At 71.4% G+C, this 19,663-nt stretch carries 19 protein-coding genes; 12 read left to right on the top strand and 7 right to left on the bottom strand.

Annotated elements, in window-relative coordinates; translation table 11 throughout:
* The first annotated feature begins 143 nt into the window (after positions 1-143).
* From nadA to C472_RS02270, 4 genes are all read left to right on the top strand, one after another.
* The gene (gene nadA, locus C472_RS02285; protein ID WP_006628168.1) at positions 144-1,274 is read left to right on the top strand and encodes a quinolinate synthase NadA; all 1,131 of its coding nucleotides are present in this window, start codon (positions 144-146) and stop codon (positions 1,272-1,274) included.
* A gap of 2 nt (positions 1,275-1,276) precedes the next feature.
* Positions 1,277-2,881 (top strand): L-aspartate oxidase, encoded by a 1,605-nt coding sequence (locus tag C472_RS02280; RefSeq protein WP_006628167.1) that lies wholly within the window; start codon positions 1,277-1,279, stop codon positions 2,879-2,881.
* A complete protein-coding gene (gene nadC, locus C472_RS02275) occupies positions 2,881-3,705 on the top strand; it encodes a carboxylating nicotinate-nucleotide diphosphorylase (RefSeq protein WP_006628166.1) in 825 nt (274 codons plus the stop codon). Before C472_RS02280 ends, nadC begins: the two co-directional genes overlap by 1 nt.
* Positions 3,706-3,820: 115 nt before the next feature.
* Positions 3,821-4,795 (top strand): HFX_2341 family transcriptional regulator, encoded by a 975-nt coding sequence (locus C472_RS02270; RefSeq protein ID WP_006628165.1) that lies wholly within the window; start codon positions 3,821-3,823, stop codon positions 4,793-4,795.
* 395 nt (positions 4,796-5,190) lie between these two features.
* Here the strand turns inward: C472_RS02270 and C472_RS02265 are convergent, their stop codons facing one another.
* Positions 5,191-6,177: a M48 family metallopeptidase gene (locus C472_RS02265; RefSeq protein ID WP_006628164.1), complete on the bottom strand. Its 987-nt coding sequence runs from the start codon at positions 6,175-6,177 to the stop codon at positions 5,191-5,193.
* A 135-nt stretch (positions 6,178-6,312) separates the two neighbouring features.
* Here C472_RS02265 and C472_RS02260 point away from each other — a divergent pair, with 135 nt between their 5' ends.
* Positions 6,313-7,392, top strand: a complete 1,080-nt coding sequence (locus C472_RS02260; RefSeq protein ID WP_006628163.1) for an aminopeptidase — start codon at positions 6,313-6,315, stop codon at positions 7,390-7,392.
* A 147-nt stretch (positions 7,393-7,539) separates the two neighbouring features.
* Here the strand turns inward: C472_RS02260 and C472_RS02255 are convergent, their stop codons facing one another.
* Positions 7,540-7,953: a hypothetical protein gene (locus C472_RS02255; protein ID WP_006628162.1), complete on the bottom strand. Its 414-nt coding sequence runs from the start codon at positions 7,951-7,953 to the stop codon at positions 7,540-7,542.
* Positions 7,954-8,052: 99 nt separating this feature from the next.
* On the opposite strand from C472_RS02255, the gene C472_RS02250 reads away from it, so the two are divergent.
* Positions 8,053-8,337 (top strand): amphi-Trp domain-containing protein, encoded by a 285-nt coding sequence (locus C472_RS02250; RefSeq protein ID WP_006628161.1) that lies wholly within the window; start codon positions 8,053-8,055, stop codon positions 8,335-8,337.
* A gap of 27 nt (positions 8,338-8,364) precedes the next feature.
* Here the strand turns inward: C472_RS02250 and C472_RS02245 are convergent, their stop codons facing one another.
* Positions 8,365-8,922: a response regulator gene (locus C472_RS02245; RefSeq protein ID WP_006628160.1), complete on the bottom strand. Its 558-nt coding sequence runs from the start codon at positions 8,920-8,922 to the stop codon at positions 8,365-8,367.
* Positions 8,923-9,182: 260 nt separating this feature from the next.
* Here C472_RS02245 and pan2 point away from each other — a divergent pair, with 260 nt between their 5' ends.
* The 3 genes from pan2 (at position 9,183) to C472_RS02230 (ending at position 11,852) form a co-directional block, all read left to right on the top strand.
* A complete protein-coding gene (pan2, locus tag C472_RS02240) occupies positions 9,183-10,406 on the top strand; it encodes a proteasome-activating nucleotidase Pan2 (protein ID WP_006628159.1) in 1,224 nt (407 codons plus the stop codon).
* Between the two features lie 449 nt (positions 10,407-10,855).
* Positions 10,856-11,401: a pyruvoyl-dependent arginine decarboxylase gene (locus C472_RS02235; protein WP_006628158.1), complete on the top strand. Its 546-nt coding sequence runs from the start codon at positions 10,856-10,858 to the stop codon at positions 11,399-11,401.
* 73 nt (positions 11,402-11,474) lie between these two features.
* On the top strand, positions 11,475-11,852 hold the full coding sequence (locus C472_RS02230) for a DUF5811 family protein (RefSeq protein ID WP_006628157.1): 378 nt from the start codon (positions 11,475-11,477) through the stop codon (positions 11,850-11,852).
* A 70-nt stretch (positions 11,853-11,922) separates the two neighbouring features.
* On the opposite strand, the gene C472_RS02225 is transcribed toward C472_RS02230, so the two are convergent.
* The 4 genes from C472_RS02225 to C472_RS02210 form a co-directional block, all read right to left on the bottom strand.
* The gene (locus C472_RS02225) at positions 11,923-12,858 is read right to left on the bottom strand and encodes a succinylglutamate desuccinylase/aspartoacylase domain-containing protein (RefSeq protein ID WP_006628156.1); all 936 of its coding nucleotides are present in this window, start codon (positions 12,856-12,858) and stop codon (positions 11,923-11,925) included.
* 95 nt (positions 12,859-12,953) lie between these two features.
* Positions 12,954-14,576: a lipopolysaccharide biosynthesis protein gene (locus tag C472_RS02220; protein ID WP_006628155.1), complete on the bottom strand. Its 1,623-nt coding sequence runs from the start codon at positions 14,574-14,576 to the stop codon at positions 12,954-12,956.
* A 90-nt stretch (positions 14,577-14,666) separates the two neighbouring features.
* Positions 14,667-15,653 carry an aldo/keto reductase gene (locus C472_RS02215; RefSeq protein ID WP_006628154.1) on the bottom strand — a complete coding sequence of 329 codons (987 nt, stop codon included), beginning with the start codon at positions 15,651-15,653 and terminating at the stop codon, positions 14,667-14,669.
* Between the two features lie 497 nt (positions 15,654-16,150).
* A complete protein-coding gene (locus tag C472_RS02210) occupies positions 16,151-17,236 on the bottom strand; it encodes a pyridoxal-phosphate-dependent aminotransferase family protein (RefSeq protein ID WP_006628153.1) in 1,086 nt (361 codons plus the stop codon).
* A 124-nt stretch (positions 17,237-17,360) separates the two neighbouring features.
* On the opposite strand from C472_RS02210, the gene C472_RS02205 reads away from it, so the two are divergent.
* From C472_RS02205 to C472_RS02195, 3 genes are all read left to right on the top strand, one after another.
* A complete protein-coding gene (locus tag C472_RS02205; RefSeq protein WP_193788336.1) occupies positions 17,361-17,957 on the top strand; it encodes a metal-dependent hydrolase in 597 nt (198 codons plus the stop codon).
* A 101-nt stretch (positions 17,958-18,058) separates the two neighbouring features.
* Positions 18,059-19,087, top strand: coding sequence for a thymidylate synthase (thyA, locus tag C472_RS02200; protein ID WP_006628151.1), 1,029 nt, complete (start codon positions 18,059-18,061; stop codon positions 19,085-19,087).
* Positions 19,087-19,656 (top strand): dihydrofolate reductase, encoded by a 570-nt coding sequence (locus C472_RS02195; RefSeq protein WP_006628150.1) that lies wholly within the window; start codon positions 19,087-19,089, stop codon positions 19,654-19,656. Before thyA ends, C472_RS02195 begins: the two co-directional genes overlap by 1 nt.
* Positions 19,657-19,663: the final 7 nt, after the last annotated feature.

The raw sequence follows: 19,663 nt of genomic DNA, 5'->3' as shown, positions 1-19,663 counted from the left end.
TCATCGCCGAGCGTCGGGGAGACAGACGAACCGAACGGCTTCGGAACGGCCCCAAGCGTACTGTTTCTAATCACCGATAGTTATTGAAGACAAGATTTTTTCAATACTCGGTTCTACAGACTGAGTTACGAAGGTACCCGACGATGCCAGCAATGGAAACTGCGGAGTTCGAGACTGATCTCAGTCTCTTCAAATACGACAACCTCGAACAGCTTCCGCCCGAATACCGAACGCTCTCCGAAGCGGAGCGCACGGAGCGCATCGAATCGGCGCTGCGAACGCTCGGCGACGACGTGGTGATCTTGGGCCACAACTACCAGCGACGGGAGATCGTCGAACACGCGGACTTCGTCGGCGACTCCTACCAACTGAGCAAGGAGGCGGCCGCCGCCGACGCCGAGTACGTCGTCTTCGGCGGCGTCACGTTCATGGCCGAGTCAGCCGACATCATCACCGACCCCGACCAGACGGTGATCCTCCCGAGCATGGAGGCGTCCTGTCCGATGGCCGGGATGGCAGAGGCCCTCCAGGTCGACGCGGCGTGGGCGGAACTGACCGCCGAGACCGACGCGGAGGTGGTCCCGGTCACCTACATGAACAGCTACGCCGACCTCAAGGCGTTCTGCGCCGAGCAGGGCGGGCTGGTCTGTACGTCCTCGAACGCCCACGACGCGTTCGAGTACGCCCTCGACCGGGGCGACAAGGTGCTGTTCCTCCCGGACAAACACCTCGGCGAGAACACGGCCCACCGGCTCGGGCTCGAAGACGAGATCGCCGAGTGGGACCCGTGGGACCCCGAGTCGGTCGACGCGAGCGACGTCGTCGAGAACGACGTGATCCTCTGGGACGGCTACTGTCAGGTCCACGAGCGCTTCCGGGAGTCGCACGTCGAGTCGGTCCGCGCGGAGCACGACGACGTCAGCGTGGTCGTCCACCCCGAGTGTCGCCGCGAGGTCGTCGAGGCGGCCGACGTGGTCGGCTCCACCGCGACCATCTGCGAGACGGTCGCGGACGCCGACCCGGGCGACACCTGGGCGATCGGGACCGAGATCCACCTCGCCAACCACCTCGGGCGATGGCACCCGGAGGTGAACGTCGTGCCGCTGTGCGGCGACGCCTGTATGGACTGTAACGCGATGCGCCAGATCGATCCGAACTACCTCGCGTGGGTCTTAGAGGAGCTGGTCGAGGGCCGCGAGCCGAACGTCGTCGAGGTCGCGCCCGAGGAGAAGGAGCTCGCCGAGGTCGCGCTCGACCGAATGCTGGAGATCTGACCATGACCGGACACGAGACCGCGGACGTGCTCGTCGTCGGGTCGGGGATCGCCGGGCTCGCGGCGGCGCTCGCCGCGGCCCGCGAGGGGAACGATGTCGTCGTCGCGACGAAGGCCACCCGCCCCGAGGACGCGTCGTCTTGGTGGGCACAGGGCGGGATCGCCGTCGCCCGCGACCACCCGGACCGCTTCAGGCGGGACATCCTCGCCGCCTCCGACGGCACGGCCGACCCGGAGGCCGTCGAGGTGCTCGTCGAGAACGCCAACGACGCCGTGCGCGACGTGCTCGTCGAGACGCTGGACGTGACCTTCGACGGCGGTGCGGACGGTTCCGTCGGCACGGACGCGGCCGCCGGCGCGAACCCCCCGGAAACCGCCGCCGAGTTCGCCGACCGCGACGGCGGCTTCGACTTCGGCCGCGAGGCGGCTCACACCGAGGACCGCATCCTCCACGTCGGTGCGGAGACGGGCAAACACGTCCACGTCCCACTGTTGAACCACCTCGACAACCGCGCGGACGCGGAGCTGCGGACCGACACCGCCGCGCTGGAGCTGATCGGACACGAGGGACGGATCCACGGCGCAGTCGTGGAGTCCGAGGGCGACCGCACCCCCGTCTACGCCGGCGCGACCGTGCTGGCGACCGGCGGGGTCGGCGACCTCTTCGCCCGATCCACGAACCCCGCGGGGGCCACGGGCGACGGTATCGCCATGGCCGCCCTCGCCGGCGCGACGGTGACGGACGCGGAGTTCGTCCAGTTCCACCCGACCGCGTACGCCGCCGGGCCGGACGAGGACGGCTTCCTCGTCAGCGAGGCCGTCAGGGGGGAGGGGGCTCTCCTCCGGAACGGCGACGGCGAGCGCTTCATGCCGGACTACCACCCGGACGCGGAGCTCGCGCCGCGGGACGTGGTCGCCCGCGCGGTCGATCGGGAGCGCGAGGCGACGGGATCGGTGGTCCTCGACGTGGAGCCGCTGGACTTCGCCGACGAGTTCCCCGGCCTCGCCGGGAAGTGCGAGGACAGGGGCGTCGACTGGACCCGCGGGATCCCGGTCGCGCCGGCCGAACACTTCCTCTGTGGCGGCGTCGCCGTGGACGACCGCGGGCGGACGAGCCTCGACCGGCTCTACGCCGTCGGCGAGTGCGCGCGCACCGGCGTCCACGGCGCGAACCGGCTCGCGTCCACGAGCCTGCTCGAAGGGCTGGTCTGGGGGTTGCGCGCCGGCGCGGACGCGGCCGACGCGGCCGCGGGCGACGCCGACCCCGAGGCCGTCGAGACGCCGGCCCTGCTGGACCGCGACCCGGCGCTTCCGGACGACTTCGCCCGCCAGAAGTTCCGCCGCCTGCGCCGCGTGATGGACGACTGCGTCGGGATCGAGCGCGACGCCGACGACCTGAACCGGGCGCTGGGCGTCCTGCGCCGGCTCAAGGGCGAAGTCGACGCGTACGTTCGGACGCGGACCTCACGCTCGCTGTACGAGCTGCGCAACGCGACCGTGACGGCGCTGCTGGTGACTCGGCAGGCGCTGGCGAACGAGCGGAGCGTCGGGACCCACTACCGGACCGACGCGGCCGAGCCGGCCGAGCCCGGGCCGGCCGACGACTGATGCTCACGGACGGCGACATCGAGCGGTGGCTCCGGGAGGACGTGGGTCACCACGACGTGACCAACCAGGTGCCCGGCGAGACGACCGGCCGGCTCGTGGCCAAGGAGGCCGGCGTCGCCGCGGGAGTCGACGCCGCGAGCGCGGTCTTCGACTACCTCGACGCGACCGTGACCGAGCGACTCGCCGACGGGACCGCCGTCGAACCCGGCGACGCGATTTTGCGGGTGGCGGGACCGGCGCGGGCGGTCCTGCGCGGCGAGCGCGTCGCGGTGAACGTCGCCGGCCACGCCTCCGGCGTCGCGACGAAGACCGCCGCCGCCGTGTCGGCCGCGCGCGAGGTCGACGGCGACGTGCGCATCGCGGCGACGCGCAAGACCACGCCTGGCCTGCGCGGAGTCGAGAAGCGGGCCGTCGCGGCGGGCGGCGGCGACACCCACCGGCTGGACCTCTCGCACATGGTGATGGTGAAGGACAACCACGTCGCCGAGATGGGGCTGGTGGACGCGACAGAGCACTTCCGCGAGCGCGCCTCCTTTGCCACCGCCCTCGACGTCGAGGTGGAGGACCCGGAAGACGCCGCGCGCGCCGCGGCGGCCGGTGCCGACGTGGTCCTCCTGGACAACATGTCCCCGGCGGAGACGAGGGAGGCCGTCGACCTCGTGGCGGCTAGCGACGCGGACGCGCTGACGGAGGCCTCCGGCGGGATCACGGTCGAGACCGTGCCGGAGTACGCCACGACCGGGGTCGACGTGATCTCGATGGGCGGCCTCACCCACTCCGCGCCGACGCTGGACCTCTCGTTTCGGACGGGAGAGGACCGCTAAATCCGTCGGCGGTCGGGTCCCTCCGACCGGCGAGCGGTCGCCTCGGACCGTTCGGGGAGACGGACCGCGAGCGCGAAGTGGTTGTTTTTATGAACGGCACCGCTACGAGGTGCGTATGCAGACCCACATCGTGCCGGTCGGCTTCGACTACGACCGGATGATCGCCCCCCTCATCCGGGACCAGTTCGACGTCGACCGGGTGATCCTGCTGGAGGGGACGGTCGGCAGCGAGGGCAACGTCGAGTACTCGCGCAACATCGCGCGGAAGCTCGAACAGGACTTCCGGAACCTGCTCGGCGCGGAGACGGTACGGGAGAAGCTGACCGACGTGTACGACTACGACGCCGCCTTCGAGCGCGCTTACGACCTGATCAACGCGGAGCTGGACCGCGACGGCGCGCCGACGGCGGACGGCGACGAGCCCGCCGCCCCGGCCGACGAGCGCGAGGTGTGGGTGAACCTCTGTTCGATGCCCCGTCCCGTCTCCTTCGCGTTCGCGACCGCGGCCCACTCGATCATGGTCGAGCGACAGGCGGACCGCGACCGCATCCACACCTACTACACGGCCCCCGAGAAGTACTTGGAGACCGAACTCGCCGAGGAGCTGCGCGCGACGCGGGACCTCCTGCGGGACCTCGACGCCGGGAGCGACGACGCGCTCGCCGAGGCCGGCGTCGACCCCGACCGCGTCTCCGACCGGCTGGCGAGCACCACCGACCTGCTCGCGGAGTTCGACGAGCGCGGCACGACCATCGGCGCGAAGCGCATCGGCGACAGCCACGTCATTGAGCTCCCGGTCGCCTCCTTCCAGAACGTCAAGCCGTTCGAGGAGCTGGTGTTGTTCACGCTCGGCGAACACGGGGAGTTCGAGTCCGTCTCGGAGCTGGCGGAGACGCTCGCCGACGAGCTCAACGAGGAGTACACCGACTCGTTCCGCTCGAAGGTCATCTACAACGTCGACCGGCTCGGCCCCGGCGGGAAGGGGTACATCGAGCGCGAGGAACACGGGAAGTCCTACCGGACGAGCCTCTCCCGGATCGGCCGGCTGTGGGTCCGCGCGCACGCCGACGAGGACCGCGACATCGCCTGAGACGCGGTCAGCGAAGTCTTAGATGGTTATTACGGGACGCCGAACTCGGTGACTGAGTCCACCGAAGCCCCAGACACTCGTTAGAGGACAACGAAATCAGCGACTGAGACCACCGAAGCCCCAGCCGGGAGGCGAGGCGCACGCTCGTTGCGCGCTTCAGTCGCTCGCGTTGCTCGCTCCTTCCAGTGCTTACGTCGCCTGCGCCTCGCCTCCCGGCTGCCCCTTCGAGTCCCGCCCCGCACAGCGACCGCGCCTCACGCCTCCCCAGCCTCGCGGCTCCCTTCGCTTCGCTCCGGTCGCCGCGTCCCTCGCGCGTGCTGCCTCGCGGCCGCCTTCGGCGGCACGCTCGCAGGCACGCGCCACCGCACGAATTTGGGGACCGTGGGACGCCGGACTCACCGATACGCTCGCTCGCGCCTGCCGGTTCGGCCCGACGGCCCGGCCGGGATCCGCCGTGTCGGCCCCTGCGACTCGGCCCGTCGCCGCAACCGCTCGACGCGCTCGTCCGTCGCCGGGTGGGTCGACAGCCACCGCTCGGCCGCGTCCTCGGTCCGCTTGTGCGTCGAGAACGGCGCGAGTGGCCACGTCGGCTCGGTCGCGCGCTCGATCCGGCGGAGCGCCCGCGCGAGCGCCATCGGGTCGCGGGTCACCTCGGCCGCGCGGTCGTCCGCGGCGAACTCCCGCTTGCGCGACCGCGACCGCGAGAGGAGCGTCGTCAGGACGAACCCCGCGAACAGCCCCCCGGCGAGCGCGCGGTGGAGCCGCGCGAACGGTCCGGACCGGTCGCTCGGTCGACCCCGGATCCACGCCGAGGCGGCGGCGAGCCCAGACAGCGCGAGCAGCGCCGGCAGCGCGGCCACGGTGGCGAGTCCGACCGCCGAGCGCCCGATCCCGTCGGCCATCGCGACCGCGAACCCGTCGCGCCGTTCCAAGTGTGCCAGCTCGTGCGCGAGGATGGCCTCGATCTCGCGGGCGGAGAGCAGCCGGAACAGCGACCGGTCGACCACCAGCGCGCCGCCGCCCGACCCGCCGCCGACCGCGAACGCGTTCGGCGCGCGCGTGTCCGTGACGTACAGCGTCGGCCGCGCGACCTCCATCCGGGCCGCGAGCGCGTCGACCCGACGGTGGAGGTCCGGCGCGCGCTCCCGGGGCAGCCGGTCGCCGTCGAGGCTCGCGAGAACCTGCGCGGTCCCGACCCGGTAACTGAGGTACGCCGAGCCGAGCGCGCCGGCGGCCAGCAGCGCGAGGAGGACCGGGAGGTCGGGGCGGGCCGCCCAGACCGCCCGCAGCAGGTCGGCGACGAACAGCGCCGCGGTCAGGTAGGCGGCGAGCAGGACGACGCCGACCGCCGCCGCGGCCCCGCGGAACGCCAGCCGAGACATACACGGGACTACGCGGCGGCGGGGCAAACGCGTTGCGGCCGGGGCGCGTCGCGGCGGTCCTCGCGGCTCTCGCGGTCCCCCGCCCGACGCGCCGGAAGGAAAAGCGGTAATTCCCCGGCCGCGAAACCCGACGACATGGACGCACGCGTACGCGAACACGCCGAGATCATCGCCGACCACTCCACCGGCATCGAGTCGGGCGACGACGTGGTCATCCAGCTGCCCAAGGAGGCCGAGGACCTCGCGGTCGCGCTCCACGAGGTCTGCGGCGACCGCGGCGCGAACCCGGTGTACCTCAACTACTCGAAGCGCGCCCAGCGTGCCTTCAAGCGCTCCGCCGACGAGTTCACGGAGCCGAGCCACCGGCGCGCGCTCTACGAGGAGGCCGACGCCTTCGTCATCGCGCGCGGCGGCGCGAACGCCACCGAGGACGCCGACGTCGACCCCGAGACGAACGCCGCGTACAACCGCGCGATGGAGGACGTCAAGCGGACGCGCCTCTCGAAGACGTGGTGTCTCACCCAGTACCCGACCGCGAGCCACGCGCAGCTCGCCGGGATGAGCACCGAGGCGTACGAGAACTTCGTCTGGGACGCCGTCTCCCTCGACTGGGACGAACAGCGCGAGTTCCAGTCGAACATGGTCGAGATCCTCGACGACGCCGACGAGGTGCGGATCGCGTCGGGCGACGAGACCGACCTCACGCTGGACGTGTCGGGCAACTCGACGCTCAACGACTACGGCGAGGCGAACCTCCCGGGCGGCGAGGTGTTCACCGCGCCGACGCGCGACGGCGTCGACGGCGAGGTGCACTTCGATCTCCCGCTGTACCGCTACGGCCGTGAGATCGACGGCGTCCGCCTGCGCTTCGAGGACGGCGAGGTCGTCTCGCACTCCGCCGAGCGCAACGAGGACCTCCTCTCCGGTATCCTCGACACCGACGAGGGGTCGCGCCACCTCGGCGAACTCGGCATCGGGATGAACCGCCAGATCGACCGGTTCACCTACAACATGCTGTTCGACGAGAAGATGGGCGACACCGTCCACATGGCGGTCGGCTCCGCGTACCCCGAGACGGTCGGCGAGGAGAACGCGGTCAACGAGTCCGCCGAGCACGTCGACATGATCGTCGACATGAGCGAGGACTCCGTCATCGAGGTCGACGGCGAGGTCGTCCAGCGGAACGGGACGTTCGTCTTCGAGGACGGGTTCTGAGGCGGTCGGCGTTCGGGTTGATTGATCTTCGTTCGGGTCGATTGGTCGTCCTCGGGTGTGCGGTTTTTTGGTACAGATTTTTGCCGGCCGAGCGGAGCGAGGCCGGGAAGAAGGTGTAACTGGGACGTTCGTCTTCGAGGACGGGTTCTAAGGAGTCGACCGGTTCCCCCCGGACTCGGCGGCGTCGCGCTCGGCGCTCCGGCGGAGGAACGCCGCGTACGCGACGAGGAGGACGCCGAACAGCCCGACCGTCCCGATCGCGGCGGGGACCGGGTAGTCCGCCAGCGGCGCGATCTGTCCGTCGGGAGCCGCGACCAAATCGACGACGCCACCGCCGAGCGACAGCGCGAGCACGGCGACCCACATCGTCCCGACCGCGTAGCCGAGTTCGACGAGCCGGTCGGCGCGAGCCGCGTGCGCGACGACCGCGCCGCCGCCGAGGACCGGGATCGTGACGAGCGGGCTCGTCGGGGCGGCGAGGAGCACGCTCCCGCCGAGGGCGATCGCCGTCCAGTAGACGGCGACGGCGACGGCCGTGCGGAGCGGGTCGGGGAGGGACACACCGCGGGAGTTCGACCCGGTACCACAAAACGGTCCGGGGCGGCGCTTCCGAACCGCGGCGCGGCGAGGTTTATCTTCCGCCGCCGCCTACGGGCGGGTATGACAGAGGAAGTCCTCTTCGAGTCGGAGCGCCGCCGGAGCCGCGAGGAGATCGCCGCGTACCTTCGAACGGTCGCGGACTCGCTGGACGCGGGCGACGCCATCACGCTGGCGCGCGGCGACGAGTCGACGACCCTCGACCCGCCCGCCCGCCCGACCTTCGAGGTGAAGGCGGAGCGCGAGGGGCCCGCCGACGGGCCGGGCGAGCTCAGCGTCGAGTTCGAACTGGAGTGGGACGAAGACGCCAGCGAATCGGGAACGGACGGCGACCTTCGAATCGAGTAATCGGCCTGTGGGCGGTCGCGCCCCGCGCTACGGCACTTCGCCGGGGACCTCGACGAACGCGTCCCGCGCGGAGAGGTGATCGAGCGTGTCGTCGACCTCGACGCGAACGGACTCCATCCGCTCGATGAGCTCCTCGTACTCCTCGGAGTTGGTCGTGCCGGCGGCCTCCAGCGCCGCCTTCTTCGAGGCGAGCGCGAAGAACTCCTGGCTCTGCTCGTCGAAGGCGGCCCGGTGGAGGAGCACCTCGACGAGCGTGAGGAGGTCTTCCTTGGTGACCGGCTTCGTCTTGTAGTCGTCGAACGGCATCTCGACGATGTCGACGTCCGGCTCGACCGCGGTCAGCATCGCCACGCGGGCGTCGTACCCCTCGCCGCGGATCTCCGATAACACCTCGTGGCCCGACATGTCGGGCATCCGGCGATCGAGGAGGACGACGTCGACCGCGTCGTCCATCGCGTCGATCGCCTCCTGACCGCCGGTCGCGATCCGTACGTCGTAGGCCGGGTCGAGGTACACCCGGTACAGCTCCGCGAGGTCCGGCTCGTCGTCGACTGCGAGGACGGTCGCGTCCGGAGCCTCCGTCATGGGAGGGTCCTCCCGGTCCGCGGCTCTCGGTTCGCGAGTGCCGGGCCGGCGCGTCCGTCCGCCGTGCGTGCGTCCATACGGTGGCCTTGCCCCGTCTTGAGTTAAAAACTTCACCTCTGATTACTCGATCTGATATCCGGCTGTCGCCCACGCGAGAGAGGCGCGCGACGATCGGGCCCGCGGCGTCGCGCTCGCCGAGCCAACGGTCTCTCCGTGACCCAAAGGCACATTTACGCCCGCATCTTATCCGAGCATAACGAATGTCTCACAGCCCCTCACTGCCCGACCGCCCGCGGTTGGAGCTCGACCCCGAGATGAGCGACGCGGAGCGGCTGGAAGCGATCCGCCAGCACTTCCGGCGGATCGTTCAGGTGAACGAGGAATTAGAGGACCGGCTCGCCGACGCCGAGGGACGCCGCGGCGAGCTGAAGGACGACGTCGAGCAGCTGAAACGCGAGAACGAGGTGCTGAAGACCTCCTCGCTGTATATCGCCTCCGTCGAGGAGATCACCGACGACGGCGTCGTCATCAAACAGCACGGCAACAACCAGGAGGTGCTCACGCAGGCCGCCTCGCGGCTCGACGAGGACCTCCGTCCCGGCGACCGCGTCGCGATCAACGACTCCTTCGCGGTCCAGCAGGTGCTCGACGACGAGACCGACTCCCGGGCGCAGGCGATGGAGGTCACCGAGTCCCCGGACGTCACCTACGCCGACATCGGCGGGATCGACGACCAGATCCGGGAGGTCCGCGAGGCGGTCGAGGACCCGCTCGAAAACCCCGAGCAGTTCGAGAAGGTGGGCGTCGAACCCCCGAGCGGCGTCCTCCTCCACGGCCCGCCGGGCACCGGGAAGACGATGCTGGCGAAGGCGGTCGCCAACGAGTCGGACGCGACGTTCATCAAGATGGCCGGCTCGGAGCTCGTCCGGAAGTTCATCGGCGAGGGCGCGCGGCTCGTCCGCGACCTGTTCGAACTCGCCGCCGAGCGCGAACCCGCGGTCATCTTCATCGACGAGATCGACGCCGTCGCCGCCAAGCGGACCGACTCGAAGACCTCGGGCGACGCCGAGGTCCAGCGGACGATGATGCAGCTCCTTTCGGAGATGGACGGCTTCGACGACCGCGGCGAGATCCGGATCATGGCCGCGACCAACCGCTTCGACATGCTCGACGAGGCGATACTCCGCCCCGGCCGCTTCGACCGCCTCATCGAGGTGCCCGAGCCCGGCCCGGAGGGCCGCGAGCGCATCCTCGAGATCCACACGCGGGACATGAACGTCGCCGACGACATCGACCTCGGCGTCGTCGCGAGCGACCTCGACGGGTACAGCGGCGCTGACATCGCCTCGCTGGCGACCGAGGCCGGGATGTTCGCCATCCGCGACGGTCGCACCGAGGTGCGGCAGGCGGACTTCGAGGCCGCCCGCGACAAGCTTCGGGACGCCGACACCGAGGACGAGCAGGTCATCAACTACCAGTACTAGACGTGTCGGCCGGCGGTCGATTTTGAGTTCTGTAGCGTTTCTGTCGACGAATTATTGACAGCGGACACGTCCAAAGCCCCAGCCGCTCGCTACGACGCGGGTGATGTTGTGAACACGACTACCGAAGCCCCAGCCGCGAGGACTCGATGCGCTCGTTGCGGTCCTCAGTCGCTCACTCCGCTCGCTCCTTGCGGTCCTTACGTCGCGCGTCTTCGTCCACGCGGCTGCCCCTTCGAGTCCCACCCCGCACCGCTCCGCACAGCACCTCACGCCTCCCCAGCCTCGTCGGCGGCTCCCTTCGGTCGCCGCCGACTCCCTCGCGCGTGCTGACTCGCGGCCGCCTTCGGCGGCACGCTCGCAGGCGCGCGCCACCGCAGTCGACTCCGTTCGAGACGGTCGTCCGACCCGCTTCGTAACCCCTTACCGCGCCCGTCGCCGATCTGTCGTCGATGAACACCATCCACGTCGCCGGCGGCGTCGGGGTCGCCGACACGGCGATGGCCTCCTACGACGCCGCGCTCGCGGACGCGAACCTCCACAACTACAACCTCGTGGCGGTCTCCTCCGTCGTCCCCGCCGAGGCGACCGTCGAGGCGGTCTCCGAAGCACCGGACTTGGGTCCCGCGGGGAACCGGCTCACGGTCGTCGAGGCGCGCCGGACGGTCGGCCCGGGCGACGCGGTCGACTTCCGGGAGGGCGGCCGCGCGGGAGCCGAGGGGGCCGAGTCGAAGCGCGCGCCCCGCCGCCGCCCCGACGCGGTCGCGGGGCTGGGGTGGGCGACCGGTCCCGGTCCCGGCCTGTTCTACGAGGTGACCGGCGAGGACCCGGAGGGCGTCCGCGACCGGATCCGGGCGGGTCTCGACTCGGGTGCCGACCTCCGCGACTGGGAACTTCCGGACCGGGAGACGCGCGTCGAGACGGTCGCCGCCGAGCCGGACCGCTACGCGACCGCGGTGGTGATCGCCGCCTACGGCGAGTCCGAACCGGTCCTGTGACGCGGGCGGCCGGCTCCGGTCGCCGCCGCCGACGCCTTTTTGACTCGTTGCCGCGTACGAGTCGTGTCTTCGAATGAACGGCAACAACCCGTACGCCGGGGCACCGGGTGTGACGGACGCGGGCTCGCCCGCGGCCGTCGACCTCTCTCCGGACCAAGAACGGCAGCTCCGGCGCGCGGTCGCCGGCATCGTCTCGCGAACCGAATCGTATCTCCCCGACAGCTACGCCGTCGGCTCCGAACTGTCCGTCGGCGCGAACGGCCCGCAGGCGACCGTCGCCGTCAACCCGCCGGCGGGCCACCCGGTGTCCGCCGGGTTCACGCCGGACCCCGAGGACCTCGACGCCGGCATCGCCGAGTCCGACACCGACGAGGTCGCCCGCGGCCTCGCAGCCAGCGCCGCGGTCCAGGTGATGGACGCCGTCGGCGACATCACGCCGACCGCCAAGTAGCGACGACGAGCGTTCCGTTCGCGCCGCCTCCGTCAGTTTCGGTTCGTCCCGTTCTCTCCCGGTCCGTTTCTCACTCGTCCGCGTCGTCCCCCACGTCCCCCTCGCCCCTCTCGTCCCCCTCGTCGATCGGGTACACGCGGTTCTCGCCCTCCCCCGGCGGTTTCACGACGCCGGTGACGTGGCCGTACATGCCGAAGATGTCGTCGTAGCCGCGCTCGCTGGCGAGGATCGGGACCACCCCCGGCTCCTCGACGCGGTGGGTGTACACGTCGTCCTCGGCGAACACCGCGCCCTCCGGGATCGGCTCGAAGTTCGCGAAGTGGACGTGGGGCTCTCCGCCCCCCTTCGGCACCTCCTCGCGGCCGGCCACCACGGTCGTCTCCGAGAAGGTCGGCGGCTCGTCCGCGAGCGCGCCGTGGACGCGGAGGAACGCGAGACACGCCTCGTAGCCGAACTCGACCGCCTCCTCGCTGCCCTGCCTGCCCACCTCGATCGAGACGGTGTGCGGGACCGTGGAGTCGAGCGTCGTCGACCGCAGCCCGCTCGCGTCGACGACGTGGTCGACCGGCAGCCCCGTGACCGTGCGCCGGACCGACTCCGTGAGGTCGCTGAAGATGGCGAACGGCGGCGGCGCGCTGTGGGAGGTGTGGAGCGCGAGCACGGCGTCGAACCCTTCCAGCTCGGCCGCGAGCCGGGCCGCCAGCGCGCGCTCGTACTCGTCGCTGTCGGCGTCGCCCGGGAACGCCCGGTTCAGGTCGGCGTCCGTGTAGCGCGTCTCGGCCGCTACCGCCGGCTCGTTGGCGATGATGAGCCGGACGAGCCCCTCCGATTCCGCCTCGCCGTCGGTCGTTCCGTCGCCGGCGGTCCGCTCGTCGCCGCCCTCGACCGGACCGATTTCGTCCGCGAGGCGTCTCACTATCCGCACGCCGGCGGGCTCGTCGCCGTGGATCCCGCCGACGATCGCGACGCGGGCCGACCCCGCCGACCCGCGGTCGATCGTTTGCATACACACCTTACGTCGCGGTCGGCTCATAAATCGTCGCGGTCCGCGGCCGGCGGCCGCTCGCCGCTCACCGGTCGCCGGCGAGCCTCCGGACGACGCTACCCGAACCGCTCCGCGAGTGCGGCCCGGTACCGCCCCGCCAGCCGCCGGGCGACGAACCGGTCGCGGGGGTCGACCCCGAGGACCGCGAGCGACGCCGCGTACGCGGCGAGCCCGACCGGAGCGCCGGCGAGGACCGCGGTCGCCCCGTCGAGCGGCGCGCGGACGGCGTACATCGCGCCGACGGCGACGCCGCCGGCCGCGAGCGGCGGGAGGAAGGTTCGGTCGAACGGCCACAGCCCCTCGAAGTGTCGCAGGAGCACGACCTGAATCCCGTTCTGAACCGCGATGGCGAGCGACGTGCCGAGCGCGGCCCCGACGAGCCCGTACCGGACGACGAACGCGTACGTCAAGCCGACGTTGAGGACCGCGAGCAGCCAGTCGAGCGCCATCCGAGCGTACTGGTGGTCGGTCATCATGAGGAGCCACCCTGTCGCGCCGACCGCGCTCCCGACGAACACGCCGCCGAGGTAGACGACGAGCGGCAGGTAGCCGGCGACGTACGGGTCGCCGAACAGCCCCAGTATCTCTCGGCCGAACACCGCGATCACGGCGATGACGGGGACGACCGCGGTGACGATCTGTCGCGTGACGGAGCCGTACACGGCGTTGAGCGTCTCGGTCCGGTCGCTCGCGTACAGCTCCGAGGCGACCGGCGGGAGGAGTTGGTTGAAGGAGAGCAGGGGGATCCACGCGACCGCGATCACCACGAGGACGACGTTGTACACCCCGGCCGCGGTCGCCGTCAGCAGCGCGCCGACGAGCAGCACGTCGACGCGGTTCTGGAACACCTTGCCGAGGCTGCTCATCGCGACGGGGGCCGCGTGGTCGTAGAACCGCCGCGCCTCCCCCCGAACGCCCCGGATCGACGGTCTGACGCCGGTGACCGACGCGGACAGCGGGACGGCGGCCGCGGCGAGCACCGCGGTCGCGGCGACGATCGCGCCCGCGACGCCGACGACCGAGTAGCCGAGCGCGAGCGCCGCGAGCGCGCCGACGAGCCGGACGCCGGGACGGAGCAGCTTGTTGAAGAGGATCTCGCCGCGGGCCGACCCGACCGCGCGGAACAGCGCGGACGCGACCATCACCACGCCGAGCAGCCCGACGAGGACCCCGAACGCGCGCATCGTGCCCGGGAACGCCGGCTCCGTCACTGTCCGGGCGTTAATCGCCGGCGCTGCGACCCAGACCCCGGCGGCGAACGCGACTCCGAACCCGACCGTCGTCGCGTACGCGAGGCCGGCGACGGCGCTCCGCCGCCCCGGATCGTCCGCGTACTCGGGGAGGTAGCGCTGGATGGCGGGGACGCTCCCGAACGTCACGAGCCGGGAGCACAACTGCGCGATCCGCCACGCCAGCGCGTAGACGCCGTAGGCGGTCGGCCCGAGTCCCCGCGTCAGGACGAACTCGGTCGCGGCCGTCAGCGCCCGCTGGCCCGCGACCCCGCCCGAGGTGAGCACCGCCCCGTGGGCGATGGTCTCCAAGGCCTCGCGCTCGTCGTCGGGGATCGGACCGCTCGCGCGGCTCTCCGAGGCCGAGTCGCCCGCGCGGTCGGCGGACTCCCCGTCGCGCTCGCGCCCCTCGTCGGGATCCGTCGTGCTGTCGTCGCCGTCGCGCTCCACGGTCGTCTCTGCCGATCCGGTCGCGATCGCGCGGAAAAAGGGACGCGTTTCGCCGCCGCGGTCGCCGGGGATCTTCTCCCGGCCCCCGCCTCACCAGCGCTGGTGGACGTGCTCGCGGACGTGTTCGTCGTACACGTCGGCCGCGGCCTCGCGTTCGGCCTCGGAGAGGGGGTCGGCCTCGCTCGCGGCCGCGTTCGACCGGACGTGTTCGGGCGTCGTCGACCCCGGGATCACGGTCGAGACCGCGTCGTGGTCGAGGATCCAGCGCAGCGCGAACTCCGGCAGCGGCCGGTCGTCGGGCAGGCGCTCGCCGAGCGCGTCGACCGCGTCGAGGCCCGCCTCGAAGGGGACGCCGGCGAACGTCTCGCCCACGTCGAACGCCTCGCCCTCGCGGTTGAAGTTCCGGTGGTCGTCCTCGGGGAACTCGTCGTCGCGCGAGAGCGCGCCGGTCAGCAGCCCGGAGGCGAGCGGGACTCGACAGATCACGCCCACGTCGCGGGCGGCGGCCTCCTGCAGGAACAGCTCCGCGGGACGCTGCCGGAAGGGGTTGAAGATGATCTGGACCGTCTCCACGCCGGGGTACTCCATCGCTTTGAGCCCCTCCTCGACGCGCTCGACGCTGACGCCGTAGCTCGCGATCCGCCCCTCGTCGGCGAGCGTCGCCAGCGCGTCGAACGTCTCCGGCCGGTAGTAGACGTCCGTCGGCGGGCAGTGGAGCTGGACGAGATCCAGCGTCTCCATTCCGAGATTCTCGCGCGACCGATTCACGAACCGGCGGAGGTTCTCCTCCGTGTACCGCTCCGCCTCGTGCGGGTCGAGCCGGCGGCCCGCCTTCGTCGCGACCGTCACGTCGCCGGCCGCGACCTCGTCCGCGAGCGTCTCGCCGACGATCCGCTCGGACCGGCCGTCGCCGTACACGTCGGCGGTGTCGAAGAAGTCGATCCCGGCGTCGCGGGCGGCCTCGACCGCCGCGACCGCCTCCGCTTCGGTGACCTCGCCCCAGTCGCCGCCGATCTGCCAGGCCCCGTAGCCGACCTCGCTAACGCCGCCGACGCCGCCGAGTTCTCGGTGGTTCATGCGCCGATCTGACCGGGGTGGGGACAAGGGCGTTCCGGAGGCGGCATCCGAGTTTCGACGCCCACTCCCCGCCTCTCGACACCGTTCTCGATCGCGGTGGCGCGTGCCTGTGAGCGTGCCGCCGAAGGCGGCCGCGAGCAGCACGCGCGAGGGAGTCGCTGGCGGTCGAGCGACGCGAAGACCGCCAGCGACGAGGCTGGGGAGGCGTGAGGCTGTGGTGCTGTGGCGGGGCGGGACTCGAAGGGGCAGTCGCGAGGCGGACAGAGGCGACGCAAGCACCGCAGCGAAGGAGCGGTAGCGACTGAGCGAGGAGCGCAGCGAGCGTCTGTCCGCCTCGCGACTGGGGCTTCGGTAGTCGTGTCCGCGTTGGTAACTACGTATCACCGAGCGACTGGGGCTTCGGTAGTCGTGTCCGCGTTGGTAACTACGTATCACCGAGCGACTGGGGCTTCGGCGGTCTCGCTCGTGTCCTCGGAGAGAGTCGCGTCAACCCAGAGTCACAAAACCGCTTCCAGGGCGTCCATCGTCTCGTCGACGCGGTCGACGCGGGCGTTGTGGCCCATGTGGCCGACCCTGAGGATGTCCTCGGCACCCTCACCCAGCCCCGTCGCGAGCAGCACGCCGTGTTCCTCGCGCAGACGCTCCTGTAGCACCGCGGCCCGCCCCGGGACCTCGAAGGCGGTCACGGTCGGCGAACTGCGCTCCGGGTCCGGCACCGTCTCCAGCCCCAACTCCGCGCCGCGCTCGCGACACCGCCTCGCCGCCGTCTCGTGTCGCTCCTGCACCGCGTCGAGTCCCTCGTCCAGCCACAGGTCGAGCGCCGCGTCGAGCGCGACGACCTCGGTCGTCAGGTGCGTGTACGGGAACCCGTCGCTCACGTCGCGGAACGGGAGGAAGTTCGCGTACAGCGAGTGCGGGTCGCGGGCCTCCATCGCGGCCCACGCGCGGTCGCTCACCGCGGCCGTCGCCAGCCCCGGCGGGGCGCTGAGACACTTCTGTGACGCGCCGAGGCAGACGTCGATCCGGTCGGTCGGCACCGGGACGCCGCCGAGCGAGGAGACGGCGTCGACCACCGTGAGTATCTCTCCGTCCGCGGCCTCCAGACGGTCGAGCGCGGCCCCCACGTCGTTGAGCGTCCCCGTCGGCGTCTCGCAGTGGACCACCGTCGCGAGGTCGAAGTCGGCGTCGTCGGCCGCCAGCGCCTCGTCGAGCGCGTCGAGCGGGAGCGGCTCGTCGCGGGGCGCGTCGACGAGCGTCGCCTCGCCGCCGTACGACTCGACGAAGTCGGCGAACCCCTCGCCGTACAGTCCGTTCGACAGGCACAGCACCTCGGTTCCGGGCTCGACGAGCGAGGCGACCGCCGCCTCCAGTCCGAGGATTCCCTCGCCGCCGAGGACGACCACGTCGCGGCCGCCGTCGGCGGCGGAGACGTCGAGGTCGACGCCGTAGACCGTCGCGAGCCGGTCCGTGACCCGGTCGTAAATCTCCCGGAACCGCGGGTCCACGTCGGGGTTGATCAGCTCGCGGGACATCGCCTCGCGCACCGGTTCGGGGACCGCGGTCGGTCCCGGCGTCATGAGCATACGCCCCCGTTCGGCCGGGCGAACATAAACGGAGCGCGGGGACCGCGCCCGCGACGGCCCCTCTCCGAGGACCGCGTCGCTCGACACCCTCATAAGTTCCTGTCGCCTGCGTTCCGATACGATGATGCTCCCGACCCACGTGCTGGCGGGGATGCTGCTCGCGGCCCCGCTGGTGCGGACGGCACCGGAGCTGGCCCCTGTGGGGTTCGCCGCGGGGTTCCTCGGCGGGCTGCTCCCCGACCTCGACATGTACACCGGCCACCGGCGGACGCTCCACTACCCGGTCTACTACTCCGTCCTCTCGGTCCCGGCGCTCCTCGCGGCCGTGCTGGCCACCTCGGCGGCCACCGTGGCCGCCGCCCTCTTCCTCCTCGGCGCGGCGGTCCACAGCGTCGCCGACATGTACGGCGGCGGGCTGGAGCTGCGGCCGTGGGAGGGGAACTCCGACCGCGCGGTGTACGACCACCATCGCGGGACGTGGATCGCCCCGCGCCGCGGCGTCAGATACGACGGCGCGGTCGAGGACCTCGCGCTCTCCGCCGGGCTGTCGGTCCCCCTCCTCCTCTTAGTCGAGCCGCCGCTCCGCGCGGTCGTGATCGGCACGCTCGCGGTCGCGCTCGTGTACACCGTCCTCCGCCGACGCCTCGCCGAGATCGCGGCGCTCCTGATCCCGGTTCTCCCGGACGCGCTCGACCCGTACCTCCCCGAGCGGTATCGGTGAATCGTCGCCGGCTGGATCAACGTTATTAGGTGTCCCGACTCGTTTCATCCGACAACAGTCCGCGCCGGCGACCGGACCGGTCCCGGCGCGCGCACCCCACCATGCAACAGTACCTCGACCTCGTCGACGACGCGCTCTCGACCGGCACGTACAAGCCGAACCGGACCGGCGTCGACACCGTCGCGACGTTCAGCGGGCAGTACACGATCGACCTCGCGGAGGGCTTCCCGCTCCTGACCACGAAGAAGATGGACGGCTACCGGTGGAACTCGCTCATCCACGAGGTGCTGTGGTACCTCTCCGGCGAGGAGCACATCCGGAACCTCCGCGAGGAGACGAAGATCTGGGACGCGTGGGCCGACGAGGAGGGGAAGCTCGACACCGCGTACGGCCGGTTCTGGCGACGATACCCAGTCCCGGACGAGGACGCCGCGCTCCCCGGCGAGACGTGGCCCGACGACGCGCAGCGCTGGGTCACGGTAGAGGAGGCCGACGACGGGACGGAACGCCGCACGTTCGACCAGATCCAGTACGTCCTCGACACCTTAGCGGAGAACCCGCACTCGCGCCGGATGGTCGTGAACGCGTGGCACCCGGCGAACGCCGCGGTGTCGACGCTGCCGCCCTGTCACTACACCTTCGTGGTGAACGTCCAGGACGGCCGGCTCAACCTCCACCTCACCCAGCGCTCGGGCGACATCGCGCTCGGCGTCCCGTTCAACATCGCGGCGTACGCTCTCCTCGCGAACGCGCTCGCGCAGCGGACCGGCTTCGAGGTCGGCGAGTTCGGCCACACCGTCGTCGACGCCCACGTCTACTGCGGCCGCGGCGACCGCGGGAAGTGGTACGCCAACAACCTCCGATACGTCCAAGAGCGGCTCGCGAACGTCGAGAGCAAGGAGGGGTACCTCGACGTGAAAAGTTGGGTCGAGCGCACCGCGCCCGACGAGCCGAACGGGCAGGAGGGGTACGACCACGTCCCCGGCCTGCTCGAACAGCTCTCGCGGACGCCCCGCGACCGCCCGCGGATCGAGATCGCCGACGAGCCGCTCGACGAGCTGACCTACGACGACGTCGAACTCGTCGACTACGACTCCGCGGACGGCATCTCGTTCGCGGTCGCGGAGTGATGGCGGGCGACGGAGACGACGGGGACGACGCGGTCGACCCGGACGCCGAGTCGGCCCCCGACCTCGTCCTCGTCGCCGCGGTCGCCGAGAACGGCGTCATCGGCGGTGACGACGGGATGCCGTGGCACTACCCCGCGGACCTGGCGCACTTCAAGCGGGTCACGACCGACCACCCGGTGATCGTCGGCCGGACGACCTACGAGGGGATCGCCGAGCGGATCGGCGGCCCGCTCCCCGACCGAACCAGCGTCGTGGTGACGACCCGACCGATGGACGACGCCGACCTCCCGGACGGCGCGGTCGTCGCCAACGACCTCGACGAGGCGCTCGCCCGCGCGACCGCGGACGCCGCCGCCCGCGGCGTCGACGCCGTCTACGTCATCGGCGGCGCGACGGTGTACGAGCAGTTCCTCGATACCGCCGACCGGATGGTGATAACCGAGATCCCCGAACGTCCCGACGGCGACGTTCGCTTCCCCGAGTGGGACGCCGAGTCGTGGACCGAGGTCGACCGCGAGACGGAGGGGGACCTCGCGTTCGTCACCTACGAGCGACGCGGCGCGGACTGACCGCCGC

The sequence above is a fragment of the Halorubrum tebenquichense DSM 14210 genome (assembly GCF_000337415.1).
Classification (GTDB): Archaea; Halobacteriota; Halobacteria; order Halobacteriales; family Haloferacaceae; genus Halorubrum; species Halorubrum tebenquichense.
This window is presented reverse-complemented; position numbering and strand designations above follow the sequence as displayed.

Excerpts from the sequence above, each read along its gene's own strand:
- C472_RS02260 (WP_006628163.1), top strand. The coding sequence starts at position 6,313 with ATGGACGCACGCGTACGCGAACACGCCGAGATCATCGCCGACCACTCC.
- nadC (WP_006628166.1), top strand. The coding sequence starts at position 2,881 with ATGCTCACGGACGGCGACATCGAGCGGTGGCTCCGGGAGGACGTGGGT.
- C472_RS02210 (WP_006628153.1), bottom strand. The coding sequence starts at position 17,236 with ATGCTCATGACGCCGGGACCGACCGCGGTCCCCGAACCGGTGCGCGAG.
- C472_RS02250 (WP_006628161.1), top strand. The coding sequence starts at position 8,053 with ATGACAGAGGAAGTCCTCTTCGAGTCGGAGCGCCGCCGGAGCCGCGAG.
- nadA (WP_006628168.1), top strand. The coding sequence starts at position 144 with ATGCCAGCAATGGAAACTGCGGAGTTCGAGACTGATCTCAGTCTCTTC.
- thyA (WP_006628151.1), top strand. The coding sequence starts at position 18,059 with ATGCAACAGTACCTCGACCTCGTCGACGACGCGCTCTCGACCGGCACG.
- C472_RS02225 (WP_006628156.1), bottom strand. The coding sequence starts at position 12,858 with ATGCAAACGATCGACCGCGGGTCGGCGGGGTCGGCCCGCGTCGCGATC.
- C472_RS02280 (WP_006628167.1), top strand. The coding sequence starts at position 1,277 with ATGACCGGACACGAGACCGCGGACGTGCTCGTCGTCGGGTCGGGGATC.
- pan2 (WP_006628159.1), top strand. The coding sequence starts at position 9,183 with ATGTCTCACAGCCCCTCACTGCCCGACCGCCCGCGGTTGGAGCTCGAC.
- C472_RS02215 (WP_006628154.1), bottom strand. The coding sequence starts at position 15,653 with ATGAACCACCGAGAACTCGGCGGCGTCGGCGGCGTTAGCGAGGTCGGC.
- C472_RS02195 (WP_006628150.1), top strand. The coding sequence starts at position 19,087 with ATGGCGGGCGACGGAGACGACGGGGACGACGCGGTCGACCCGGACGCC.
- C472_RS02265 (WP_006628164.1), bottom strand. The coding sequence starts at position 6,177 with ATGTCTCGGCTGGCGTTCCGCGGGGCCGCGGCGGCGGTCGGCGTCGTC.
- C472_RS02245 (WP_006628160.1), bottom strand. The coding sequence starts at position 8,922 with ATGACGGAGGCTCCGGACGCGACCGTCCTCGCAGTCGACGACGAGCCG.
- C472_RS02270 (WP_006628165.1), top strand. The coding sequence starts at position 3,821 with ATGCAGACCCACATCGTGCCGGTCGGCTTCGACTACGACCGGATGATC.
- C472_RS02205 (WP_193788336.1), top strand. The coding sequence starts at position 17,361 with ATGCTCCCGACCCACGTGCTGGCGGGGATGCTGCTCGCGGCCCCGCTG.
- C472_RS02230 (WP_006628157.1), top strand. The coding sequence starts at position 11,475 with ATGAACGGCAACAACCCGTACGCCGGGGCACCGGGTGTGACGGACGCG.
- C472_RS02235 (WP_006628158.1), top strand. The coding sequence starts at position 10,856 with ATGAACACCATCCACGTCGCCGGCGGCGTCGGGGTCGCCGACACGGCG.